The organism is Nonomuraea sp. NPDC048901, assembly GCF_040649695.1.
Classification (GTDB): domain Bacteria; phylum Actinomycetota; class Actinomycetes; order Streptosporangiales; family Streptosporangiaceae; genus Nonomuraea.
The window spans coordinates 76031-99140 of record NZ_JBEZFW010000020.1 but is presented as its reverse complement, the minus strand read 5'-3'; the positions used below and the strand labels follow the sequence as shown (position 1 = coordinate 99140).

The window sequence follows — 23110 nt, the reverse complement described above, 5'->3', positions numbered from 1 at the left end:
CTATCTGGCCTCCCACGTGGAGTCGTCGTGCTTCCAGGTGAGCTCGTCGATGACGTCGACCACGCCGTTGACCCGGCCGGTCATCCGTACGGCGATCGCGGTCTCGGTCTTACGGTCCATCTGGCCGCTCAGCGTCACCACGCCATGGCGTACCTGGACGACGACGGCGGAGGTGTCCACCCACAGCCCTCGGTCGAGGATGTCCTCGCGCACCTCGGCGGCGATGTCGTCGTCGGAGCGCAGGAACAGCTTGATCAGGTCGCGGCGGGAGACGATGCCGACCGGCCGGCCGTCCTGGTCGACGACGGCGAGCCGCTTGACGTCGTGGGCGTCCATCAGCCGGGCGGCGGAGACGGCCGGGGCCTGGGGCGAGATGGTGATCGGCGGGCTGGTCATCAGCTCGGCCGCGGTGTCACCGGCGGCCTTCTTCCTGCCTTTGGGGTGGCGCAGCCGGGCGCGCAGCGGCGGCTGGTAGCCCTCCCGGTAGAACTGCTCACGGAACTCCTCCTTGCGCAGCAGGTCGGCCTCCGACACCATGCCGATGACGTGGCCGTCGTCGTCGATGACCGGGACGGCGCTGATGCCGCCGGCGATCAGGGTCTCGGCGATGTCCTTGAACGGGGTTCTCGCGGTGACCGTGACGACCTTGTCGGTCATCACGTCGGCGACGGTCCTGCGCTTCACGGCTCAGCCCTTCTCGTCGGCTGTTCTTGTACTTTCATCACAGCTCCGACTGTGGTGCGCCTGGTAGGGCCGTAAGTCCCGACGGCGATGGTCGTTGGTCAGTGCGGGCGGCGCGGCGGGCCGACATGCCGGCATGAGGACCGGGGTTCATCCCGGTGGGAACAGCGGTCTCAGATTGGCGGTGGGGGTCACCGCGACCGGGCACCAGGCTTCGAGCAGCGCGGTCTGGGTGACCGGTCCCAGCAGAAGGCAGGCGGGTGACTCGTTTCCCCGGTTGCCGAGCACGAGGAGCGTGGCGTCCTTGGCCGCGTCGATCAGCGCGCGCTGGGGCCGCTCGGTCACGAAGTCCGCCGTGACCGGTACATCGGGGTGCCTGCGCGCCAGCTGGGACGTGACCTCATAGAAGCGGGCTTCCGCTCCCTGGCGCAGCGCGTGCGAATCCACGAAGGGAAGCGGCTCCTGCCACGACGATGATCGGCATTCTCTCCAGCAGCACAGGGCCGTCAGGGAGCCGCCGCGCAGCGCGGCCTCGTCCAGAGCGAGATCGAAGGCCGCCAGGCTCGCGGGTGAGCCGTCGATGCCGACAACGATCCGGACGTCCTGGCCGCTCGGTCGCGGGAGGGGCCGTACGACGACGACCGGCCTGACACTGTGCGCGGGCACCTGCACGGCGGCCGACCCCACCTGAAGGCCGTCGAACCCGCCCCGCCCGCGAGCCCCGAGCACGGTCATCTCCGCCTCGCGCGTGGCCTCCAGGAGCACGGCCGAGGGGGTACCTCTCCCCAGCAGCGGCTGGGCCTCCACCTCCGGAGCCAGGGCTCGGGCACGGTGGACGCCCTCGTCCACGACGGCGAGGGCGACTTGCTCGATCTGCGTCAGGACCTCCTGTGCGACAGGCCTGAGCACATAGGGCCAGTGCAAAGCATGACAGACCAGTACGGGTAGCCCACGCAGCCGCGCCTCTTCGACCGCCCAGCGCAGCGCCTCATGGCTCCCAGGCGAATCGTCGTAGCCGACCAGAATGGGCCGACCAGCGTATCGATCGCTCATCGCCGCCTCCTGGAAGTCCGTCCATGCCGCATGAGCTTCCCCGCCGCCGATGAGATGAGACCCATAGACGATGAAACTCTTGGCCCTGTCTCGCTCGCCCTGGACGAGGCGGTCGGTCGCACGGCGGTGACCTTGAATTCGGGGCGCGACCCCAGACGCCGCCGATGGGAGGGGTGGAGGATCCGGTCGAGCCGGACGGCGGCGTAGCCGAGGGTGGACAGCGCGGTGACGATCAGCAGGTCGCCCAGGGGCAGTGGTTCGGTGCCGAGCAGTTCGCGTAGCGGCGGCATGTACAGTCCGGCGAGCTGCAGGGCGAACGCGCCGGCGACGGCGAGTAGCGGATCGCGAAGCTGGGCGAGCACCCGCCGCCACAACGGAACGGGCGGCTTCTGCGGGAGCAGGTTGGCCCCATCCCGCTCCAGACGCACGGCCGCCTCCGCCGCCGACGGCCGTCGACGTAGCGCGGGTAGTCGGCCCGGATGTCGAACGGGGTGGAACGGCCGTGCAAGAAGGCATCGAACACGTGCTTCCACGCGGCCGCGTGCACGCGGGCGGTGTCGGTGACCACACCGTCGGTGTCGAAGACGACGGCACGGAGCCCGGTCAGGTCGATGGTGGCCATGCCATCGACGCTACGCACCCGTCACCTGGGCAAACAGGGTCCTTCGGTCCTGTCCGGCGGACTTCCGGCCCTATGACAACGCTCCGCGAATGGGTCGGATGGAGAGGTGACGAAGGAGGACAGATCATGATCATCGTAGGTGTGGATGGCTCGATGACCGCGCGGGCCGCAGTGGAATGGGCGGTCAACGACGCTCTGCGGATGAGAGAGCCGCTGCGGATCGTGCACGCCGTGGACCGCTCGCCGTATCAGATCGGCAGGTTCCCTAACGCCGCGCTGCCCGACACGCTGCTGCGCGAGGGACATCGGATCCTGCGCGAAGCCCTGGCCCTGGCCCACGAGCGCCAGCCCGACGTCGAGGTCACGACGCAGGACATCGAGGGCGCGCCCGCCGAGGTGCTGCGCGAACAGGCCAAGGAGGCGACCGAGATCGTGCTCGGCAGCCGCGGTCTCGGCGGGTTCGCCGGCGCGCTGCTGGGTTCGGTCAACACGCATGTGGCGGGCCACGTGGACTGCCCCGTCGTGGTCGTACGCGGCGATCACCAGCCGGTTCATGGGGAGATCGTGGTCGGCGTGGACGGCTCGCCCGCGTGCGAGCCCGCGCTGGCCTACGCCTTCCGGCAGGCCGAGCTGCGGGGGGCCGCACTGAGGGTGGTGCACGCCTGGCAGTTGCCGGTGCATGCGTACGCGCCCGGAGTGCCGTACGAAATGGACGAAATCCGCACCGCGCAGCACCAGATCGTCCGCGACCGGGTGGGAACCTTCACGAAGGGCTACCCGCGGGTGACGGTCGTTGAGGACGTCCAGCCGGCGCAGCCGGTGGAAGCGCTCACCGACGCCTCCGCCGGAGCCGACCTGCTGGTGGTGGGCTCGCACGGTCACAGCACGGTGGGCGCGATGCTGCTCGGCTCGGTCAGCCGCGGTGTCCTGCACCACACCCGTTGCCCGGTGGCGGTGGTACGCGCGTAGGGGGTTCGAGGGGACCAAGGTCCTCAAGCTGTGGGTCGTACGGCACTGCCCCGGAAAGAGGGCACGCGGTGTGCTTTGGAGGTGACGAGAACGCGCTGAAAGGGGATCATCATGGCCACCACCGTCAACAGACCCGTCTTAGAGACCGGCCCTCCCACCGCACACCGCCCCGTCGACTACGTTTGGGCGATCACCCGAATCTCGATCGGGTGGATCTTCCTGTGGGCGTTCCTGGACAAGACCTTCGGCTGGGGCTTCGCCACTCCGGCCGGCAAGGCCTGGATCTCCGGTGGCAGCCCGACGACCGGCTTCCTCAAGGGCACCGGAGAGAACGCGCTCGGCGGGTTCTTCAGCTCGCTGGCCGGCCAGCCGTGGGTGGACTGGCTGTTCATGCTCGGCCTGCTCGGCATCGGCGCCGCGCTCATCCTGGGCGTGGGCACCCGGATCGCCGCGGTCACCGGCACGCTCATGCTGGTCCTGATGTGGGCCGCCGAACTGCCGCTGGCCAACAACCCGTTCCTGGACGAGCACCTCATCTACTCCATCGTCCTGGTCGGCCTGGCCTTGGCCAACGCCGGCGCCACACTCGGGCTGGGCACCCTGCCCATCGTCCGGCGTACCGCATGGCTGAAGTAGCCGCCCACGGCCAAGCGCCCGCCTTCGGTAACGGAGGCGGGCGCTTGGCCGTCATCCACGATGGGCGGCTCGGTCCGCGCCACGATCCGGTGCTGCCGGTCAACACGCTGTCCGCCTCCGGCACGACTGCCGCCCGCGGGAGGCGAACCTGGTCGTGTCTTCCCAGGCGGCTGATTAGGGACCAAAGGCACCTGTATCGAGGACTTCGTCCCCAGGTGGCGGGGGGCCTGTTTGGTGAGGCTGGAGATGGAAGGAAACCTCGCGGAGGAGACGCGTGATGGCCAGACGGATCGTGGTGGGCGTGGACGGGTCGGCGCCGTCGGCGGCGGCGGTGGAGTGGGCCGCGGCCGATGCCGAGCGCAGAGGGCTGCCGCTGCGGATCGTGCACGTGTGCGAACAGTGGCCGCACAGCCCTGGTGGGCCCGCCTACTGCGCCAAGGCGCTGGAGGCCGCGGCGACGCGGGCGCGCGAGCTGGGCGCGGAGGTGACGACGGAGACGCTGACCGGGAACGTGATCGACGACCTCATCGGTGAGTCGGCGCCGGCGGACAGCATGGTCCTGGGCAGCAGGGGACTGGGCGGGTTCGCCGGACTGGTGCTGGGCTCGGTCAGCCTGGCCGTGGCGGGGCACGCGGTCGGCCCGGTGGTGATCGTCCGCGCGCCCATGCAGGCGCGGCACGGTCGGGTGGTGGTCGGCTACGACGGGTCGGAGCACTCGCGGGCCGCCATGGAGTACGCACTGGCGCAGGCCCGTGCCCAGGGTGCCGAGCTGCGTGTGGTGTACGGGTGGCGGACGCCGATGTTCTCGTCGTACGCGGCCGTGTCCGGCAGCCTGCTGGAGGACGCCTTCCAGCAGCAGGTACGGATGGCACGCGAGCGGGTGGCCTCCTGGCGCGAGGGCAACCCGGACGTCAAGATCACCGACGCGGAGGTGTGTGAGCACCCGGTGGCGGCGTTGATTCAGGCCTCACAGACGGCGGACCTGGTGGTGGTCGGCTCGCGCGGGCTGGACGCGTTCGCCTCGGCGGTGCTCGGGTCGGTCAGCCACGGCGTGCTGCACCACGTGACCTGCCCCGTCGCGGTCGTACGCCCGCGAGAGGAAGGTGACCGGCCTTGCGGGCGAGGCTAGTCACGGTCAGGGGCGAAAGTCCCGGGAATCGCGCTGATCCGCACGCAGTCGGGCGGCCAGTGCGGCGGCCTGGGTACGGCGTTGCATGTCGAGCTTGGACAGCAGGTTGGACACGTAGTTCTTGACCGTCTTCTCGGCCAGGAACATCCGCTCGCCGATCTGCCGGTTGGTCAGCCCCTCGCCGATCAGGTCGAGGATGTTGCGCTCCTGCTCCGACAGCGTGGCCAGGGGGTCCTTGCGGGCCGCCTGCTCGCGCAGCCGCGTCGGCATGGCGGCGGTGGTCTGCGGGTCCAGCAGCGACTGGCCGGAGGCCACCGTACGCACCGCGCCGACGACCAGGTCGGAGCCGTGGATCTGCTTGAGCACGTAACCGGCGGCACCCGCCATCACCGCCTCGAACAGGGCGTCGTCGTCGGCGTAGGAGGTCAGCATCAGGCACGCCAGCCCGGGCAGGCGGGAGCGCACTTCACGGCACACGTCCACGCCGTTGCCGTCCGGCAACCGGACGTCCAGCACCGCCACGTCCGGCTTCAGGGCCGGGATGCGGGCGATCGCGGACTCGGCGGTGCCGGCCTCGCCGATCACCTCTATGTCGTCCTCGGCGTCCAGCAGGGCGGCCACTCCCCGCCGTACCACCTCGTGATCGTCGACGAGGAACACACGAATCATGGGACAGACGGTAGTCACCACACCTCGCTTCTGGTAGAGACCAAAGACCTTGGCAGGCCATGTCGTCGCGTTCCGCTTGTAGAGGACCTACGACGGGATCATCCGGGCCCTTCGTCACTGCCGACCGGAGCCGGGACGAGGGACGGTGAGGGTGGAGGTGAAGGGTTATGTCCATCCAAGTCAAGGACGTCATGGGCCGAGTCGCCATCGCCGTGCTGGAGGAGGCGTCGTTCGCCGAGATCGTGGCCGCGATGAAGCGGTTCGCGGTGGGCGCGGTCACCGTGATCGACGCCGACCGCAGGCCGGTGGGTGTGGTGCGCCAAGGCCGGCAAGCCGCTCGTCTCACGAGGGATCGGGGTACGGGAATGGCTGACCACCTTGCGTCCGCCGTCCGCCGCTCTGGAGTCGGCCGCCTTCGACACCCGTATCGCCAAGCCGCGCATGCCCGGTTCGGCGGCTCGTGGCACCGCCAAGCGGCTGCGTCGGCTCGGGGTCAGAGCGGTGGCCCCGGCACACAGCTTCTATGTCATCGGCGGGGAGGGACCGCTGGTGGAGGCGGAGCTGGAGCGGGCCCGGCAACGGTCGTTCAGCCGGTCGGCCCCCTCGCCTACCTGTTGTGGGGCCGGCGGCCATGACGGCTCTGAGCGGGGTTGGCCTCACCAGTCGTGGATCGTGCCGTCCTGGAGTCGGTTGAGCGGCAGGTAGGACGGCTCGTACGGGTGCGCGGCCGCCAGTTCCTCGTCGAGGTCGACGCCGAGCCACGGCGCTTGCCCCGGATGCAGGTGGCCGTCGGTGAAGGTGCAGGCGTGGGGGAAGACGGAGTGGGTCAGGTCGGTGTACCCGGCGTACTCCTGGATGCCGAAGTTGTGGATCGACAGGCCGAGGTGGATGGCGGCGGCCATGCCGACGGGGGAGATGTCCTCGGGTCCGTGGATGGTGCTCTTGATCTGGTATTGGGCGGCGAAGTCGAACAGTTTCCTCAGCGGGGACACCGGAGACATTGGCCATGATCCGCTCGGCCGCCGACGTCGTCCGTCTCCGCCTAGGAGACCGGCGCCGTCCGTCTCCTCGCGCTCCCGGGTTGGGCCGCCCCGCCCTCGGCCTCGGGTTTCGGTCCCCGGCCGGAGACGAAGCGCACTGCGAATATCGCGACCAGCAGGAGGGCGCAGGTCCAGGCGAACCAGTCGCCGAGCCAGGTGTACAGGGTCGGCACCGCATGATCCGGCAGGTCCGCGGTCACCGACACGAAGGACGTGCCGGTGGTGCGCGCCTCGGCCAGGAGGCGGCCGTGCGGGTCGCTCACGGTCAAGGCGCCCTGCCGGGCCGCCCGTGCCACCGCGAGGCCGTTCTCGATGCCGCGCGTGATCGCCATCCGGCTGTGCAGCCACGCGTCGTCGCCGAAGTCCCAGGCGGGTACGAACAGCGCGCTCGCCCCGTCGCGCCGATAGTCGCGGACCAGGTCGGGGAAGTCGAGATCGAAGCAGATCGCGATCGCCCATCGCCGGCCGGAGCCGGGCACGAACGCCTTCGTCTGACCGGCCGTGAAATCGCTCTCCAGCCCAGGGACGAGGTGGCGTTTGACGTACTCGACGGGTCGTCCGCCATCCGCGGGGAAGTCGATGGCGGCGTTGTACTCGCGCCCGTCCCTCGTGAGGATCAGCCCCGCGACGATGTCGATGTGGTGGCCGGCGGCGAGCCGGGACAGCGGTCCGGCCAGCGACGGCAGGTCCGCCTCATCCACCCGGAACGTCTTCTCGGGCAGGACGACGACGTCGGCCCCGCGCTCGGCCAGGGCCGGGATGCGGCTCACATAGCCGGCCAGCAGGTCGCGTCCCTCGGGGTCGGTCACCGCCACCGGGTCGATCGACCGGTCGGTGGCCAGCAGCGCCACCTTGACCGCCGCCCCGGCCTCGGCCGGTTGCAGCTGCCACCACCCGTAGCCCGCCACCAGGCCCGCGACCGTCGCGGCGGTCACGGCGACCCGCACCCGGCCGGCCGCGCCGGGCCGCAGCAGGGCCGCGGCCGCGGCCGCGACGCCCGTCAGCACGAACGTCACGCCCCAGGGTCCGGTGGCCGAGGCGATCTGGATGACGGGAAGGACGTCGGCCTGGGTATAGGCCAGGCTCCACCAGGCGCCGTTCGGTGTGATCAGCGACAGCGCGTACTCGATGACGACCCACGCGGCCGGGACGACGCCGACGGCCATCAGCGGGTGCCCGCGCAGCGTCAGGCCCCGGTAGGCGATCACCACCAGACCGAACAGCAGCGCCGAGCCGACGAGCAGGAGCACGGCCATCGTCGGCGGGATCTGCACCGTGTTCAGGAAATATCCCCACATGGGGGTCTGGCCGCCGAGCCATGCGAGGGACGCGGCGGCCAACGCCGTACGCGCCGAGCAGCGCGGCGCCAGGACAAGGACCGGGATCGGCGCGATCCACGTACACCAGGGCACCGGCCGCAAGCCGGTACCGAACAGGAACAGCGTGGCCGACAGCACCGCCGCGCCGATCAACCACCATCGTTGCGATCTCATCGAGCAGACTCCTCCGCCAGGGAAACTGCCTCGATACTCCGCATTGGCGCCCCGCGCCCACATCGGCGGCGAGAGTGAACTCGGCACTCCCTCTCAGGGACCGCTCAGGCGTCGCCGGCGACGACGAGTCCCGACTCGTAGGCGAACACGACCGCCTGCACCCGATCGCGCAGCCCCAGCTTCGTCAGGATCCTGCTGACATGGCTCTTGACGGTGTGCTCGCTGACGACCATCTCGCCGGCGATCTCCGCGTTGGACAGCCCCCGGGCCACCAGCCGCAGCGTCTCGGCCTCACGGCCGGTCAGCTCGGCGAGGCGGGCGGCCAGCCGGGGAGCCACCCCATGGCCCGGCCGGAGGATCAGATCCTCGATCAGGCGTTTGGTCACCGTGGGCGCCAGCAGTGATTCTCCCGCCGCCACCACGCGCACCGCCGCGGCCAGTTCGTCGCGACGGATGTCCTTCAGCAGGAAACCGCTGGCCCCCGCGCGTAGCGCGTCGTAGACGTACTCGTCCAGATCGAACATGGTCAGCACCAGCACCTTGGCGGACGTCGTCGCGCAGATCCGCTCGGTCGCCTCGATCCCGCCCATGCCGGGCATCCGGACGTCCATCAGCACGACGTTCGGGCGCAGCTCGGTGGCCGCCCGAACGGCCTGCGCGCCGTCGGCCGCCTCGCCGATGACGGTGATGTCGGCCTGGGCGTCGAGGATCATGGCGAAGCCGCCGCGGAACAGATCCTGATCGTCGGCCACGAGTACGCGGAGCATGGGCCTATCCAACCGGGAGCGAGGCAGCCACGACGAAGCCTTTCTCTCCCCGGCCGGCGCGCAGCGTTCCGCCGCAGGCGGCGGCCCGTTCGCGCATCCCGATCAGGCCATGCCCCTCGGCGCCGTCGTCCGCGCCCTTGCCGTCGTCGGCCACGTCGACCGCCAGAACGCCCGGCGTCCAGCGCAGTCGCACCTGCGCGGTGCGCGCGTCCGCGTGGCGCAGCACGTTCGTCAGCGCCTCCTGCACGATCCGGTACGCCGCGACGTCGACCTCGACGGGGATCGGCCGCGGCACGCCGTCGCTGGCCAAGGTCACCCGCAGCCCGGACCGGCCGGTCCGCTCGATGAGTTCCGGCAGGGCCGCGAGCCCCGGTTGCGGCTCCCGGTGATCGGTCTGGCCCGAACGCATCGTGCCGAGCAGGGTCCGCAGCTGGGCGATCGCGCCCCGGCCGGTGTCGGCGATCGTGTCGAAGGCGGCCTGCGCGCGGGCCGGATCGGCCTGGAGCATCAGCGGCCCGGCCTCGGCCTGGACGACGATGAGGCCGACCGAATGAGTGAGGATGTCATGCATGTCCCGGGCGATGCGCGCCCGCTCGTCAGCCGCGGCGATGGCTCGCTCCCGCTCCAGCCGCAGAGCCCGTTCGGCCAGCTCGGCGGCCCGGGCGCGGCGGGCGCGGGCGCTGGTGCCCAGCGCGTACGCGGCGACGAACGCCGTACCGACCACGCGATAGGAGTCCAGTCCTTCCTGCGGCAGGGCGAGCGAGACGTACACCCCCGCGCCGATGACCGGAACGGCCGCCAGCCGCAGCAGCGGCGGGCTCAGCGCGGCGATGGTGTAGGTGCCCACCAGCGGCCCGTACGGCAGCATCGGCTTCTCCCACATCACCAGCGCCGTCATCGCCAGCCCGACCACGCAGGTCACCACGAGCGGTGCCCCGCGCCGCCACAGCACGGGCACCGAGGCCAGCACGGCCAGCGCCACCACCCACCACGGCTGTGCGGAGGGGACGAGCGCGGGACCGACGGTGGCCGCCGACACGGCGACCGTGATCGCGACGTCGACCACTCGTGGCGGCACGTCCGTCAACCGGGTGCGCAGCCGCTCAGTAAGTCCGGGCATCTCGCCCAGTATCGGGATCCAGGCCGCCCGGCGCATCCCTCCCACGACGGATAGCGCCGTTCACTCTCAGGAGCGACCGGCTGTCGGGGTGTCTCCCTAAGATCACGCGTACCCCGTCTCCTTGGCAGGCGAACCGGCCGGGCTCAGCACGCCGGGCAGCCGGCGGGCGCCCCGGTGGGCCGCGCTGCCGCCCCTACTGGCGGCGTTCGTCCGGACACTGCCCGCCGAGACGTACGCGATCGGCAGGAAGGTGGGGGTCACCGTGTTCGGCGGAAGTCGCTCCGTGCTCGGAGAAAGTGGCCTCCATGGCGAAGCTGGGAAAACACGTCCACGGCCCGGAGAACGCCCACACGGTGCTGTTCGGCTTGGGATTCTGAAGCGGCTCGGCGGGACCCGATACTGACCGCGTCTCTCACGCGCTGCCGATGCGGAGCGCTTCTTTCAGGAACACGCGGTAGACGCTGGGCGTCCCCTCGGTGGTGATGACCTCGACGATGGAGCGGACGTCGCGGTCGTCGACGGCCGCGCGGATGAGCGCGTCCGCGAGGTCACGACGTGAGGTGAACCGGCCGACCATCTGCGGTGGGCCGACGGTGTATCCGGTGATCGCGCTGCCGTCGAACAGTCCCGACGGGCGGATGACGGTCCAGTCGAGATCGGTCTGGGCCACGATCTGTTCCATGCGGGCGGCGTCCTCGTACAACGGGCGCCCCATCTTGATGAGCGTCGGCACGATCACCTTGCGGTAGATGAGGGTCTCGCCGGGCGGGGGTTTCATCGGCACGCCGGTAGAGGTCACGCAGACCAGGCGCCGGATGCCGTGCGCGGTCATGGCCGCGATGATGTGCCTGGCGGACTCGGAGAACGTGGTGGTGGCCTCGGAGCCGTAGGGGACGCCGAGCGTCGAGAGCACCGCGTCATGCCCGGCCACCACCCGACACACCGCCTCGGGGTCCAGGGCGTCCGCCTTCGCGACCTTCAGCACGGGGGCGTCGAGGGGGAAGGTTTCCGGATGCCGGGTGACAGCGGTGACGGTGTGGCCCTCGGCGAGGGCTTGGGCGGTGGTGAGCCGTCCTGTCGGGCCGTTGGCCCCGAAGATCACGAGCTTCACGTACGTGGCCTCTCATGCGCTTTACGTGGATGGCGGCGGGCATCTGACGCCATCCATATTCATTATAAGTAGCGTAAAGCACGCCATCACCGTTCAGGACGTGGGGCGGGAGGTCGGACGTGCGGGACATCCAAATTCCCCGAAATCGGGGTGAAACTATCTGGCGGGTCCGGACAGGTACGGGGTGTCGGACCTATCGGATGAGAGAAGGCAGCGTGACCCACCAAGACCGCAAGCAGCGCTTCGAGGTGATCTACGTTGCCAACTATCCCGACATCCTTGCCTATGTTCGGCGGCGTACGGACTCCCACGAGGACGCCGCCGATGCACTCGCCGAGACGTTCGCCACGGCCTGGCGCCGCCTGGACGACATCCCCGAGGGGCGGGACGCGCGCCTTTGGCTGTTCGGCGTGGCCCGCCGCATGCTGGCCAACGGCCGTCGCGCCGAGTCGCGCCGCAGCGAGCTGGTGGAGCGGCTCGGTCACCAGCTCGCCGTGTGGGCGGAGCACACCGAGGACGGTGAGAGCCTGGCGGGCGTCCAGGAGGCGTTCGCGCGGTTGAGCCCCGACGACCGGGAGATCCTCGCGCTGGCCGGCTGGGAGGGCCTGGGCTCCGACGAGATCGCCACCGTCCTGGGCTGCTCGCGCGCCAACTCCCGGCTGCGGCTGCACCGGGCCCGCAAACGCCTGGCCAAGCACCTGGACACGGCCGGCGTCGACATGGCCCGCATCGGCTTGCGCGCCGTCGCGATGACGAAGGGGGTTATGTGATGCACGAGATCGACCGCCTGGTGGCCGGCATCGCGCCCGATCCCGGTCCCGGCACGACGCCGATCGCCAGGGAGCTACTGGAGGAGATCACCTCCGTCTCCGTCCCCGAGCAGCGCCGCCGCCGCAATTGGCTTGTCCTTCCACGGCCGCGCAGGTGGGCGGCCGGGCCGGTCCTGGCCGCGCTGGCGGCTCTGCTGTCCTTCGGCGTCGTTCAGGCGCCCGCCTCCGCGGCGCTCGACATCGAACTGGTGGACGACCACTACGTGATCACGGTGAAGGACCTGCTGGCCGAGCCCGAGGTGTACCAGCGCGAGCTCAGGGCCAGGGGCCTGGACATCACGCTCGACCTGGTGCCGACCTCCGCGAGCCTGACCGGCCAGATGATCGTGATCAACGACGTGGACCGGTTGAGATCCGGCGAACCGCTGCGCGGCGACGGCCCGATCACCACGATCGACGCCCTGGGGCCGTGCGAGCGGTTCTCCGGCTGCCCTGTCGGCCTGAAGGTGCCTGTCGACTTCGACAAGAAGGCCGAGATCAGTCTCGGCAGGCGGGCCCTGCCCGGCGAGAGGTACAAGATGCCGCCCGGCATCGCTCTGCCCGGCGAGCCGCTGCACTGCGTGGACTATGTCAACAAGAGCGTCGCCGAGGTCTCGGCTCTGCTGCGCGAGCGGGGCGTCACGCCGTCGTACATCCAGTACGGCAAGCGCGCGGCCGCCGCCGCCCCCGGCGGCTGGTACGTGCACGACGGCGTCATGAGCGCCGACGGCCAGGCCCTCCTGCTGGTCGGCGCCGACCGCAGCACCCAGCCGAGCCCGATGCCGCCGTCCCGCTGCTGATCCCGGCCCGGTACTGAGAGCTTCCACCCGGGGCGCGCGCGGCTGAGCGCGCGCCCTCATCACCGCCATGCGTTGTCCTCGGCATGCGCGGACCCCTGTCATGCCGCCACGATCGGATTTCGCGTGCTCACCGACACCCGCGCGGCGCTGCCCTCGCAGCGCCGCCTCGCCGACCACCGATTCTTCGCCGCGTTGCTGCTCCTGGCCGCCGCGTTGCGGGTGGTGACGATGCTCGGCTATCGCCCCGTCACGCTCTACTGGTACGACTCCTTCACCTACCTCGACACCGCCGTGCACCCGGCTCCGTCGGCGACGTTCCATCCGATCGGCTATCCGCTGCTGCTGCGGGCGCTGCTGCCGTTCCACAGCGTGGAGCTGGTCGCGGCCGTCCAGCACGCCATCGGCCTGAGCACCGGGATACTGCTGTACGCGGTGCTGCGCCGCAGGTCGGCGCCCGGCTGGGTGGCGGCGTCGGCGACGGTACCGCTCCTGTTCGACGCCTCCTTCCTGCGGCTGGAGCATGCCGTCCTGTCCGACACACAGTTCATCTTCCTTGTCGTGGCCGGGCTGGCGGTGCTGATGTGGTCGCCGCGGTTGTCCGTGCGTGCCGCCGCCGGAGCGGGCCTGCTGTTCGCCACGGCCGCGCTGACCAGGACGATCGCGCTGCCGCTGCTGCTGCTCGTCGTGCTCGTGCTGGCCGTACGGCGCGTGGGATGGCGGCCTTTGGCCGCGCTGGTCCTGGCCGGTTCCCTGCCTCTGGCCGGCTACGCCGCCTGGTACGCCCAGCACCACAGCCGTTTCGCCATCAGCGGCGCCGACGGCGTCGCCCTGTGGGCCCGCACGATGACCTTCGCCGACTGCGCCCGCATCCAGCCGCCCTCCGATGTGGCCCGCCTGTGCCCCAACGGGACGAAGGTGGACGCGGCCTCCGAGTACGTGTGGGCCCCCGGGGCCTCGCTCAACTTGCTGCCCGGCGACCGGTTCACGCACAACGACCTCGCCCGCTCGTTCGCGATCGACGCGATCCTCGCCCAGCCGCTGGACTACCTGGTCGACGTCGTACGCGACACCGCCATCGCCTTCTCCTGGACCCCGATCCCGCACCCCGACCGCACCACCCCGGCGTTCGGCTTCAGCAGCGGGCACTGGGAACTGCCCGACCAGCCGCTGATCGACAAGGTCAAACGGGAGTACGACCCGAACATTCGCGGCCTGTCGTCGGTGTCGCCGTACGCGGACTTCCTCATCGCCTACCAGTACGCCGCCTACCTGCGCGGCCCGTTCCTGGGCCTGATCCTCCTGCTCGGCGCGGTCGCCGCGGTGCGGCGGCCCGGCGTGGCGCTGCTGCCATGGGCCGTGGCGATGGGCCTGCTGATCGGCCCGGTCGCGGTCCTGGACTTCGATCACCGGTACGTGCTGCCCGTCATACCCGTCGCCTGCCTGGCCGCCGCCTTCGCTTTCCACCGTCGCCTCTGGCCCGCGCGACACACCCGGAGCTGAAGTCAGGTCGACGAGGCAGGGGGTGGCATGGGTTTTCCGTCGGATGCTCGTCATGCCCCGAGTACGTCTTCTGATTTTTTCCGCGGTGGGTGTCGGATGGCGTCGAGCCCGTTCGTAGCCAAGATGAGAGACCGGCGACGGGCCGGTACTCGCCGAGATGAGAAGGCAAGGAGCGTGCACACCATGGACCAGGAGAACGTGAGCGCCACACTGACCGTCGCCGCGCCCGCCGCGAGGGTGTTCGCGGTGCTGGCGGACCCGGCGGCCCATGCCGCGATCGATGGCACCGGCTGGGTTCAGGAGCCTGCCGACCGGGCGCCGCTGACCGAGGTGGGGCAGGTTTTCCGGATGGCCATGTATCACGCGAAGCATCCAGACGGTGACTACCGGGTGGCCAACAAGGTCGCGGTGCTCGACCCGCCGCGCGCCATCGGCTGGCTGACGGGGACGGAGGAGGAGGACGGTCGCCTGGAGCTCGGCGGCTGGATCTGGCGTTACGACCTTACGCCGCTCGGTCCGTCCGAGGCCGAGGTCACGCTCACCTACGACTGGTCGGCGGTGCCGCGGTTCAGGCGGGAGTACATCCAGTTCCCGCCCTTCGGCCCCGAGCATCTCATCAACTCGCTGCGCCACCTGGCCGAGCTCGCCGCACCGGCGTCACCCGACCGGACCACGTGACCCGCTCCACACACCCGATCCCGCGTTCGAGGAGAGCACCATGACCGCTACCTACACCTTCGACGTCTTTATGAGCCTCGACGGCTTCGGCGCCGCCGGCGGCAACTGGGGCGGCTACTGGGGCAAGCAAGGCCCCGAGTTGCTGGAGCACCGCCTCGCCCTGCACAGCGAGGAACAGCGGATGGTCTTCGGGGCCAACACGTATCGGGCGTTCGCGCGGATGCTGGCCTCGAGCACCGAGGACTCCGACGTACGTGACCCATGGGTCACCCGGATGAGGAACCTGCCCGCAACCGTGGTGTCGACCACACTGAGAGGACCCCTCGACTGGCCGGACGCGACCGTCGTGAGCGGCGACGCCGTGGACGTCGTCGCCCGGCTCAAGGAGGAGTCCGAGGTGCCGTTGCGCTCACACGGCAGCCTGTCGATGAACCGGGCGCTGATGGCCGCCGGTCTGGTCGACCGCGTCCAGGTGACGCTCTTCCCGGTGATCACCGGCCAGACCGGAGCGGACCCGATCTTCCAGAATGCGGCCGACTTCGACCTCGAGCTGATCGAGAGCCGGACGCTCGACGGCCGTACCCAAGAGCTCATCTACCGGCCCACCCTCCATATCTGAGTCCGCCCATGTCGTAGCGGGGCGTGACGAACATCGGAACGAAAAGTCCCGTCAGCAGATCTGAGCCGATCGGCTTACCGTGATTTTCCTTCGAAGGCGTCTCGCAAGAGCGTTTCCGCAGGTGCCGGACTGTAGGCGTGGCTGTAACTGAACGCGCCGGTCACGCTGCGGTGGGGTTCGCCGCGAGGAAGGTGCTTTCTATAGCTCCGGAATGGCGGGCTCTTTCCGCTGAGGTTCTGGGCTGGCGGCCCCGGCCGATCGAGGAGACGATCCTGGACACCGCGGCCGGCTTGGCCGGCCTGGGCCTGTCCGCAACACAACGCGAACGGCCGACGCTTAGCCGACCCCATCTCGCCGCATCGCGATCAACGTCCTGCCGGATTCTGGTCGAGATCGGCCAGGAACCTCTCGGCGCGGCGGGCGAAGAGGTGGGCCCCGCGTTCGCCGGATCGGGCGCGGGCTTCGTCGGCGGCGGCTCGCACGACGTCGACGGGTTCGCCGCGGGCGTGCAGCAGGCGGGCGCGCAGCAACAGGAGAAGTCCTTCGGCATAGCGTTGGCCGTGGGCCTGGACGGCCTGGTCGGCCCGGTCGAGGGCGGTCGCGGCCTTGTCGGGCATCTCGGCTGCCAGCCACATCTCGGCGATCAGTCCGTACCAGTAGGCGAGGCCCCATCTCGGCGGGTCGAGCAGGGTCGCGGCCAGGAGATGTTCGGCCTTGGCCGCGGTGCCGGCAGGGTCGTCGCCGGTGAGGGCACGGGCCCAGTACCAGTCCAGCCATATGTAGGCTTCCTGCGCGACGCCGGGACGGTCGGCGCTGGCCGCGACCCATCGCTCGGTCGCGTGCATCGTCCAGGTCGTGTCACCGGCCATCGTGGCGGCCATGGTTTGGTAGCGGGTCCAGCCCGACATCTCAAAGGGGTCTCCCTCGGCCTGGTACACCCTGCCGAGCAGGGACCGCCCCGTCTCGACATCCCCATGCAACGTGGTGATCACGGCCAGATAACCGACCCACTCATCCTGGATCCGCCAACGTCCGAGGTCGTCGCGGCGTCGAGCCGGGACGCCCCCGACCCGGCTGGCAAGGTGGTACATGCTTTCCTGAGCCGGCCCCGGGTGCGGGTCGGCCGAGTTCGCGAGCAGCGAGGCAATGCCGTCCGCAGTGGTACGGCCTACCCAGCTGAAACACTGATACGCCGCGCCGATGTCGCCGATGTCCCATTGGTACAGGCCCCAGGCCTGCCGGCCGTACGCCTGGATGATCGGGTCCGCAGACGCCTGGCCTTGCTCATGCAGCCGGCGAGCCCACACCCCACGGTCTTTCTCGGTGGAGACGTAGGCCCCGGTCATCCGAACGAAGAGAAACTCGGCCTCGGCCGTCTCGCGGCCGAGTCTGCGGGCAAGATATGCGCCCCGTTCCAGCAGATCGAACGTCGAGCCGCCCATTCCCGGGGGCTCGACGGCCAGGAGGTTGAGCAGCGACAGGACGGACAGTTCCAGCTCCAGCAGCCCTGCCGTCCGGGCGATCTGGACGGCCGATTCCAGGTTCCGATAGGCGGCCGCGAACGCGAGCTTGGTCGCCGCGCGGCGACCGGCGCGCGCCAGTGCCTCCGCGGTGCGAACCGGGTCGGCCAGGGGGCCGGCACCCCGCAGGTGGTAGGCGAGGCGTTCGGCGACGGACTCGTCGTCCGCATGGATGTGTTCGAGGGCGTCGGCGACGCGCAGATGCAGCTGGACGGCCTGCCGCCGCGCAATGGTCTCGGTGACCGACTCGCGGACCAGGTCGTGCGCGAAGCGCCACGAGAACGGGTCTTCCGGCTTGGTCTCCAGGAGACCGAGTGCTTGCAGCGGTTCGAGGCGTTCGAGGCAGTCCGCGACATCGACGCCGATCGCGCGGGCGAGCAGGTCGAGGTCCACGTCGCGGCCGATGACCGCGGCGATGCGCAGCAGGCCGTGAGCGCTGTCGTCGAGACCGGACATCCGATCGCGGACGACGTCTCGCACGGTGGCCGGCACCCCGGCCCGTACTGACGCGCCGCCGTCGCCGAGCGAGCCGCCGTCGCTGAGCAGCCGGGACAGCTCCTGGACGAAGAACGGATTGCCGGCGGTGCGGGCATGGATGCCGCGGGCGACTTCGGCACCGGGATCGTGGCCGGTCTCGCGGCGGATGAGCTCGGTCACGTCGGTCAAGCCGAGCGGGCCGAGCCGGATCCTGCGGTGGCCGGGCAGCCGGCTGGCCGCGGCCAGGACCCGCGACAGATCAGAGCCGGGTGTGGGTGCGCGATCGCGTAGCGCACCGATGATCACCGTGCCGGCGGGTAGCCGGGCCGTCAGGTGGCCGAACAGCTGGAGCGAGGCGGCGTCGGCCCATTGGAGGTCATCGACGATCAGCAGCGTGGGCTGTTGCGCCGAGGCCTGCCCAACGGAGGTGACAACCTGCTCGAACAGGCGAAACTGGGCACCGCTGTTGGGAATGGCCGGCGCGGCGGCGTAGTCGTCTCGCGATTCCAGGAGACTGCCGAGCTCACTGGCGAGCCACTTCTCCCGCAGCGGCGCGGGCAGGCTGTCGAGAATCGGGCGGAGCGTCTGTTCCCAGGGCCACATCGACGGTGTTCCGTCGCCTTCCAGGCATGAACCCCAGACGACCAGCGCGCCACGCCGGCTCGCTTCGGTGGCGATCTCTCGTACCAGGCGGGTCTTGCCTACGCCCGGCTCGCCTTCGACGATACGGAGCGCTGGGCGGCCGGTGAACGCCATCTCGACGGATTGCCGCAGTAGGGCGAGTTCCTCGGCCCGGCCGACCAGCCCGGCTGTCGTTCGCGCCGACGCGCCATCATCCCCGCCGTCCGTACGCGCCACGAGCGGCGACGCCGAGGGCTGCGACAGCACTCGCAGGTGTGCGGCTCGCAGCTCCGGGCCAGGATCGATACCGAGCTCGTCGGCAAGGCGGGCGCGGACCTCGCGGAACACCGACAGTGCCTCCGCCTGGCGTCCCGCCGCCCCGAGGATGGAGATGAGGCCGGCCTGTACGGGTTCGTGGAACGGCGCCATCGATGCGGCCAGCTGCAACGCCGGCAGCACCCCCGCCGGTCGGCCCAGCGACACCGCCAGTTCGGCCGCTTCGGTGCACGCGGCGTGAAACTCGTCGTCGAGGGCGGCGAAGGTCGGCAGCGCGGTCGATCGGTGCGTGAACCCGTCGCCCGCACGGCCCCGCCAGAGGCCAAGCGCTTCGACATAGCGATCGAGCGCCGTTTCCAGGCGTTGCCGTGCCAGGGCCGCCTTGGCGGTCTCGACGAGTTCCCGGAAGGTGTGGAGGTCCAGGGTGCCGGGGGCGGCGGTGAACTGGTAGGAGCCGCCGCGGTGGTGCAGGTATGAGCCGGATTTACGGGCGGGGGTCGCGGGTTCGAGCAGCCGCCGCAATGCGCCGACGTGTTTGTGGATGATGTTGAGCGCGCTGCTGGGGACCTCGTGGTCCCAGACCAGGTCGATCAGCTCGCTCGTGCTGACCGGCCTGCCTACCCGGGCCAGAAGCAGGGCCAGCAGATAAGCCTGTTGCCGGGGGCCGGCATCCAGTTCGACACCATCGCGCCACACCCGCAACGGGCCCAGGACCTGAAGGCGTAAGAGAGCGCCGCCGGCCGGCTGATCGTCGACGCCTGGCCGGACGGGATGAACGGGCAGAGCCACCTCGGCTCCCGGGTGAGTCGAGAGATTGCCAACTAGCAAACCGTCCAAATCATACCGCAGCAGTGCGAAACCTACCGGAGCCCGAGAAGGTCAGGGCGGTCACCGACAATCGACGTGTTCTTGCTCGGCGGCCGCGGCGTAGGCGGCGTCGAGGCGCTCGAACCCTGTCACCAGCGCGGGGTCGACGTCGGGTGGCGGCACCATCTCGGTCACCGCCGCAACCGCCTCGGCGAGCTGACGGGAGGGCCCGTGGCGGCGCAGGGTGCTCGCCGTGGCCTGCATGCCGTAGCGGGCCAGATCCACCATCCTCCGGTGCGGCACCTCAGGTGGCAGCGGCATGGCCCCCAGTCCCACCCCGAGGATCTCCGCCGCGCGCTCCAGCGCCTTCTCCAGGTTCTTGCCCGATGTCGCAGCCGGACTCTTGCGCCAGCGCTCCAGGTCTGAGGCGCGCCTGCCGACGGGCACCTCCAGCAGCATCTGCGGGATCACCCGCTGGCGCGGCGACGGAATCCCGTACAGGGTGTTGTAGAGCCGGTCGGTGGCCTCATCGCGTACCCGGGCGACCAGCCGGCCCGGCGTGGTCACGCCGGGCAGCAGGACCTTGTTGGTGCGCAGCCAGGTCACCATCGGACCAGCGTCTTGCGGATCTCGACGGGCAGCGGGTCGCCCTTCCAGGTGGTCTCCTGGGCGTCGGCGTAGGTCTCCGCCACGAAGGTGCCTTGGGGGAGGAACGACAGCGGGACCTGGAGGGTCCGGTCGTTCTCGTCGGTGATCGCGCCGAGGTACCAGGTGCCGCCGTTGCGACGGGCCGTCACGGTGTAGTCCCCGATGACGCTGTCCAGGACACGGGTCTCGTCCCACGTGGCAGGCATGTTCTTGAGGAAGGCGAATTCGGGGTGGGCGGCGTAGTTCTCGGGGGTGTCGGCGAGCATCTGCATCGGGCTGAAGAACGTCGGGTACAGCGCGAGCTGCGCGGCCGAGGTGGTCTGGACGCGGGTGCCGAGCCGGGCCGGGTCCCAGGTGACGTTCAGGACGCCGGGCGTGTAGTCGGCGGGTCCTCCGATGAATCGGGTGAAGGGGAGGATCGTGGCCTGTGCCGGCGGGTTGCCGTTGACGCCCATGTAGTTCTGCTGCTCCAGGCCCGCGACGCCCTCGCCCGTCATCATGTTCGGGTAGGTGCGCGCCAGGCCGGTGGGTTTGATCGCCTCATGCGCGTCGATCGTGATGCGGTGCCGGGCCGCCGCGTCGATCACCCGCTGGTAGTGGCGGACGGCCTCCTGGTCGTAGTGGCTGCGGTTGACGCCGCCGAGCAGGAATTTCGTGGCGTAGCCCGTCTTGACCGCGTGGATGCCGAGTTCCTCGTACCGGGAGAAGATCTTCTCCAGATTCTGGTCGTAGTAGTCGATATCGCCGCGGGTCTCGTTGTGGGCGATGTACCCGATGCCGTTGTCGGCGGCGTACCGGAGCACCTCGGGCAGGTCGAAGTCGGCCTGCGGGGTCAGGAAGTCCTGGCCCGACCAGGAGCCGCCGGAGTTGACGTTCCAGCCCTCGGCCAGCACGAACTTCGCGCCCGCCTGCCTGGCCAGGTCGATGTACTGCTTGACCCGTGCGGTGGTCGCGCCGTGCTTGGGCCCGGCGGTCCAGGTGGTGTCCCTGCGCTGGAGCTCCCACCAGACGCCCACGTACGTCGCGGGCTTGATCCAGGAGGTGTCGCCGCAGATCGCACCCGCGTCGTTGAGGTTCTCGATCAGATGGGACTCGCCCAGGTCGCCGGGCCGCTCACCCACGGTCAGGGTGCGCCAGGGCGTGGCGAACTCGCCGTTCAGCCTGGCCTTGGCGCCGTCGGGCAGGGCGATCAGGTCGCTGGAGAACACGCCGGGTCGGCCGGGCACCGCCTTCAGCGTCATGCTGGGGTAGTCGGTCAGGTCGGCCTCGTGCACCACCACGTACGAGTCGGCGGCGGGCGCGACGGTGATGGGGGTCTGGGCGGTGGCGACGCCGGACAGGAGGAGGTCGCGGTAGTGCTGCTCGTCGGCGGACCAGGTCTTGCCCGCGGCGATCGACCAGCTCCGCGCGGCGGGGTCGAGGGCGAACTCGGTCTGCTCGGCGGTGACAGTGTAGGCGTCCAGATCGCTCTGGCCGGGGAAGTGGTAGCGGAAGCCGACCCCGTCGTCGAAGGCCCGGAACACCAGATCGAGCCTGAACCCCGTGCCGGCCTGGACCGCGTGGACGGTGAGCTCGCTCGCGTGGTTCCTGACCTTGCTCGATGTCCCCCAGAGCGGCTTCCACGTCTCGTTGATCGTGCGCCGTTCGACGGACGCGATGCTCATGCCCCGCGTGAGGCTGGGGCGTCCGGCGAGATCCACGCCGAGCCCTGACGCGCCGACGAGAGTCTTGCCGTGGCTGTTCACGCTGTACATGAGCCGCCCGTCCACGGTGGCGACCGCGACCCGCAGATCGCCGTCCGGCGACGACACCACCTGAGCACCCGCCTCGCCGACCTCGGCCAGGGCGCCGGTGGCGGGCTCCGCGGCCTGGGCGACCTCGGCCAGGGCGCCGGGCGCGAGCTCCGCGGCCTGGGCGGGGACCGCCGCGGCGCCTCCAAGGATGACGACGGCCGCCGTCATCGCGAGGAGCGTTCTCCGCGCCGCGTCCGCTCGCTTCATGCACACCTCATTTGCTGGGAAGGCACTTCGCTGGGCCGGACGACTCGCGGAGTACCAGCTCGGTAGGCAGGCGGATCGCCTCGCCCTCGCGTTGTGATCGTGCGGCGAGCCGCTCGATCAGGAGCTCTACCGCGAGCCGACCGGCATGCGAGCCGGGCCCGGCCAGAGTGGTCAACGAGGGATGGACGAAGTCGGCGGCGAAGATGTCGTCGAACCCGATCACGCTGATGTCGGCCGGGACTCGGACCCCGCGCTGGGCGAGACGTCGGATGATTCCGATCGCCAGGAGGTCGTTGTGAGCCACGACCGCCGTCACACCGGTGCGCAGTGCTCCGTCGGCGGCGGCTCCGCCGTTGGCGACGTTGGGGGCGTACGGACCGATCCGGTGTGCCGTCAGACCGTGCGCTTCGGCCCCGGCGCTCAGCGCGGCCCAGCGCGCCGCACCTATCCAGGAGCTGGGCGGCCCGGCGCAGTAGGTGATGCCCTGATGCCCGAGCGAGGCCAGGTGTTCCAGGATCTGCTGACAGCCGGCGCCGGTGTCGAACGTCACGCTGGTCAACCCGGGCAGCTCCCGGTTGAACAGCACGATCCGGTGCAGTTTGGCGAGGTCGCGCAGGACCTCGTCGTCGAGTCGGCTGGAGGCCAGCACGAACCCGTCCACGCTGGCCGCCAGGCCGCGAATCTGGTTCTCCTCGATGCGCCGGGATTCCTCGGCGTTGACGATCACCAGCGTGACGTCGGATGCCTTCGCGCGCTGCTCCGCGCCGCGGATGAGCTCGAAGAAGTGGGGATTGGTGATGTCGGAGAGCACCATGGCGACGGTGCGGTGGCGGACCCCCGCGAGAGCGCGGTTCTGCGGTCTGTGCTGGTAGCCGAGCTGCGCGGCGGTGGCGATGATCCGCTGTCGCGTCGCCTCGTTGACCCGGCCGGGCTTGTTGAACGCCCGGGACACCGTCGACGCGGCCACGCCGGCGGCTCGCGCGACGTCAAAGATCGTGGGCTCCACGGACGCATCTAGTCACGAGAATGAAATTCTGGCAACACCTTGCAGAAATTGTCGTGGGG

At 70.2% G+C, this 23110-nt stretch carries 23 protein-coding genes and 1 pseudogene; 9 read left to right on the top strand and 15 right to left on the bottom strand.

Going from position 1 to position 23110, the window contains the following annotated elements:
• From AB0C30_RS46805 to AB0C30_RS46790, 4 genes and pseudogenes are all read right to left on the bottom strand, one after another.
• Positions 1 to 684 (bottom strand): CBS domain-containing protein, encoded by a 684-nt coding sequence (locus tag AB0C30_RS46805; RefSeq protein ID WP_357956510.1) that lies wholly within the window; start codon positions 682 to 684, stop codon positions 1 to 3.
• A 147-nt stretch (positions 685 to 831) separates the two neighbouring features.
• Positions 832 to 1734, bottom strand: a complete 903-nt coding sequence (locus AB0C30_RS46800) for a universal stress protein (RefSeq protein ID WP_357956508.1) — start codon at positions 1732 to 1734, stop codon at positions 832 to 834.
• A complete protein-coding gene (locus AB0C30_RS46795) occupies positions 1731 to 2162 on the bottom strand; it encodes a cation-transporting P-type ATPase (protein ID WP_357956506.1) in 432 nt (143 codons plus the stop codon). The genes AB0C30_RS46800 and AB0C30_RS46795 overlap by 4 nt, the downstream gene beginning before the upstream one ends.
• An 11-nt stretch (positions 2163 to 2173) precedes the next feature.
• Positions 2174 to 2356 (bottom strand): annotated as a pseudogene (locus AB0C30_RS46790) (hydrolase); the annotation flags it as partial.
• A gap of 126 nt (positions 2357 to 2482) precedes the next feature.
• On the opposite strand from AB0C30_RS46790, the gene AB0C30_RS46785 reads away from it, so the two are divergent.
• From AB0C30_RS46785 to AB0C30_RS46775, 3 genes are all read left to right on the top strand, one after another.
• Positions 2483 to 3325, top strand: coding sequence for a universal stress protein (locus AB0C30_RS46785; protein WP_357956504.1), 843 nt, complete (start codon positions 2483 to 2485; stop codon positions 3323 to 3325).
• Positions 3326 to 3436: 111 nt separating this feature from the next.
• On the top strand, positions 3437 to 3961 hold the full coding sequence (locus AB0C30_RS46780) for a hypothetical protein (protein ID WP_357956502.1): 525 nt from the start codon (positions 3437 to 3439) through the stop codon (positions 3959 to 3961).
• 277 nt (positions 3962 to 4238) lie between these two features.
• Positions 4239 to 5090 (top strand): universal stress protein, encoded by an 852-nt coding sequence (locus tag AB0C30_RS46775; protein WP_357956500.1) that lies wholly within the window; start codon positions 4239 to 4241, stop codon positions 5088 to 5090.
• 6 nt (positions 5091 to 5096) lie between these two features.
• On the opposite strand, the gene AB0C30_RS46770 is transcribed toward AB0C30_RS46775, so the two are convergent.
• Positions 5097 to 5759, bottom strand: coding sequence for a response regulator transcription factor (locus AB0C30_RS46770; RefSeq protein WP_357956499.1), 663 nt, complete (start codon positions 5757 to 5759; stop codon positions 5097 to 5099).
• A 167-nt stretch (positions 5760 to 5926) separates the two neighbouring features.
• On the opposite strand from AB0C30_RS46770, the gene AB0C30_RS46765 reads away from it, so the two are divergent.
• The gene (locus AB0C30_RS46765) at positions 5927 to 6394 is read left to right on the top strand and encodes a CBS domain-containing protein (RefSeq protein ID WP_357956498.1); all 468 of its coding nucleotides are present in this window, start codon (positions 5927 to 5929) and stop codon (positions 6392 to 6394) included.
• Positions 6395 to 6415: 21 nt separating this feature from the next.
• On the opposite strand, the gene AB0C30_RS46760 is transcribed toward AB0C30_RS46765, so the two are convergent.
• The 6 genes from AB0C30_RS46760 to AB0C30_RS46735 form a co-directional block, all read right to left on the bottom strand.
• Positions 6416 to 6751, bottom strand: a complete 336-nt coding sequence (locus AB0C30_RS46760; RefSeq protein ID WP_357956496.1) for an enolase C-terminal domain-like protein — start codon at positions 6749 to 6751, stop codon at positions 6416 to 6418.
• 50 nt (positions 6752 to 6801) lie between these two features.
• Complete coding sequence (locus AB0C30_RS46755) at positions 6802 to 8292, bottom strand: nitrilase-related carbon-nitrogen hydrolase (protein WP_357956494.1); 1491 nt, start codon at positions 8290 to 8292, stop codon at positions 6802 to 6804.
• A gap of 104 nt (positions 8293 to 8396) precedes the next feature.
• Positions 8397 to 9059 carry a response regulator transcription factor gene (locus AB0C30_RS46750; protein WP_357956492.1) on the bottom strand — a complete coding sequence of 221 codons (663 nt, stop codon included), beginning with the start codon at positions 9057 to 9059 and terminating at the stop codon, positions 8397 to 8399.
• 4 nt (positions 9060 to 9063) lie between these two features.
• Complete coding sequence (locus tag AB0C30_RS46745) at positions 9064 to 10179, bottom strand: sensor histidine kinase (protein WP_357956490.1); 1116 nt, start codon at positions 10177 to 10179, stop codon at positions 9064 to 9066.
• A gap of 102 nt (positions 10180 to 10281) precedes the next feature.
• Positions 10282 to 10440, bottom strand: a complete 159-nt coding sequence (locus AB0C30_RS46740) for a hypothetical protein (protein WP_357956488.1) — start codon at positions 10438 to 10440, stop codon at positions 10282 to 10284.
• 151 nt (positions 10441 to 10591) lie between these two features.
• Positions 10592 to 11290 (bottom strand): SDR family oxidoreductase, encoded by a 699-nt coding sequence (locus tag AB0C30_RS46735; protein ID WP_357956486.1) that lies wholly within the window; start codon positions 11288 to 11290, stop codon positions 10592 to 10594.
• Between the two features lie 215 nt (positions 11291 to 11505).
• On the opposite strand from AB0C30_RS46735, the gene AB0C30_RS46730 reads away from it, so the two are divergent.
• From AB0C30_RS46730 to AB0C30_RS46710, 5 genes are all read left to right on the top strand, one after another.
• On the top strand, positions 11506 to 12060 hold the full coding sequence (locus tag AB0C30_RS46730; RefSeq protein ID WP_357956484.1) for a sigma-70 family RNA polymerase sigma factor: 555 nt from the start codon (positions 11506 to 11508) through the stop codon (positions 12058 to 12060).
• Positions 12060 to 12899 (top strand): hypothetical protein, encoded by an 840-nt coding sequence (locus tag AB0C30_RS46725; RefSeq protein WP_357956483.1) that lies wholly within the window; start codon positions 12060 to 12062, stop codon positions 12897 to 12899. The genes AB0C30_RS46730 and AB0C30_RS46725 overlap by 1 nt, the downstream gene beginning before the upstream one ends.
• A gap of 123 nt (positions 12900 to 13022) precedes the next feature.
• Positions 13023 to 14399, top strand: a complete 1377-nt coding sequence (locus AB0C30_RS46720; RefSeq protein WP_357956481.1) for a hypothetical protein — start codon at positions 13023 to 13025, stop codon at positions 14397 to 14399.
• Between the two features lie 183 nt (positions 14400 to 14582).
• Entirely contained in the window at positions 14583 to 15077 is a 495-nt protein-coding gene (locus tag AB0C30_RS46715; RefSeq protein WP_357956480.1) for a hypothetical protein, read from the top strand.
• A 40-nt stretch (positions 15078 to 15117) separates the two neighbouring features.
• Positions 15118 to 15696 carry a dihydrofolate reductase family protein gene (locus tag AB0C30_RS46710; protein WP_357956478.1) on the top strand — a complete coding sequence of 193 codons (579 nt, stop codon included), beginning with the start codon at positions 15118 to 15120 and terminating at the stop codon, positions 15694 to 15696.
• A gap of 365 nt (positions 15697 to 16061) precedes the next feature.
• Here the strand turns inward: AB0C30_RS46710 and AB0C30_RS46705 are convergent, their stop codons facing one another.
• The 4 genes from AB0C30_RS46705 to AB0C30_RS46690 all read right to left on the bottom strand — a co-directional run bounded on the left by AB0C30_RS46705 (position 16062) and on the right by AB0C30_RS46690 (position 23051).
• Positions 16062 to 19379: a BTAD domain-containing putative transcriptional regulator gene (locus AB0C30_RS46705; protein WP_357956476.1), complete on the bottom strand. Its 3318-nt coding sequence runs from the start codon at positions 19377 to 19379 to the stop codon at positions 16062 to 16064.
• 99 nt (positions 19380 to 19478) lie between these two features.
• Complete coding sequence (locus tag AB0C30_RS46700) at positions 19479 to 20006, bottom strand: hypothetical protein (protein ID WP_357956474.1); 528 nt, start codon at positions 20004 to 20006, stop codon at positions 19479 to 19481.
• Complete coding sequence (locus AB0C30_RS46695; RefSeq protein WP_357956472.1) at positions 20000 to 22045, bottom strand: glycoside hydrolase family 97 protein; 2046 nt, start codon at positions 22043 to 22045, stop codon at positions 20000 to 20002. The genes AB0C30_RS46700 and AB0C30_RS46695 overlap by 7 nt, the downstream gene beginning before the upstream one ends.
• A 7-nt stretch (positions 22046 to 22052) precedes the next feature.
• A complete protein-coding gene (locus AB0C30_RS46690; protein ID WP_357956470.1) occupies positions 22053 to 23051 on the bottom strand; it encodes a LacI family DNA-binding transcriptional regulator in 999 nt (332 codons plus the stop codon).
• Between the last annotated feature and the right edge of the window lie 59 nt (positions 23052 to 23110).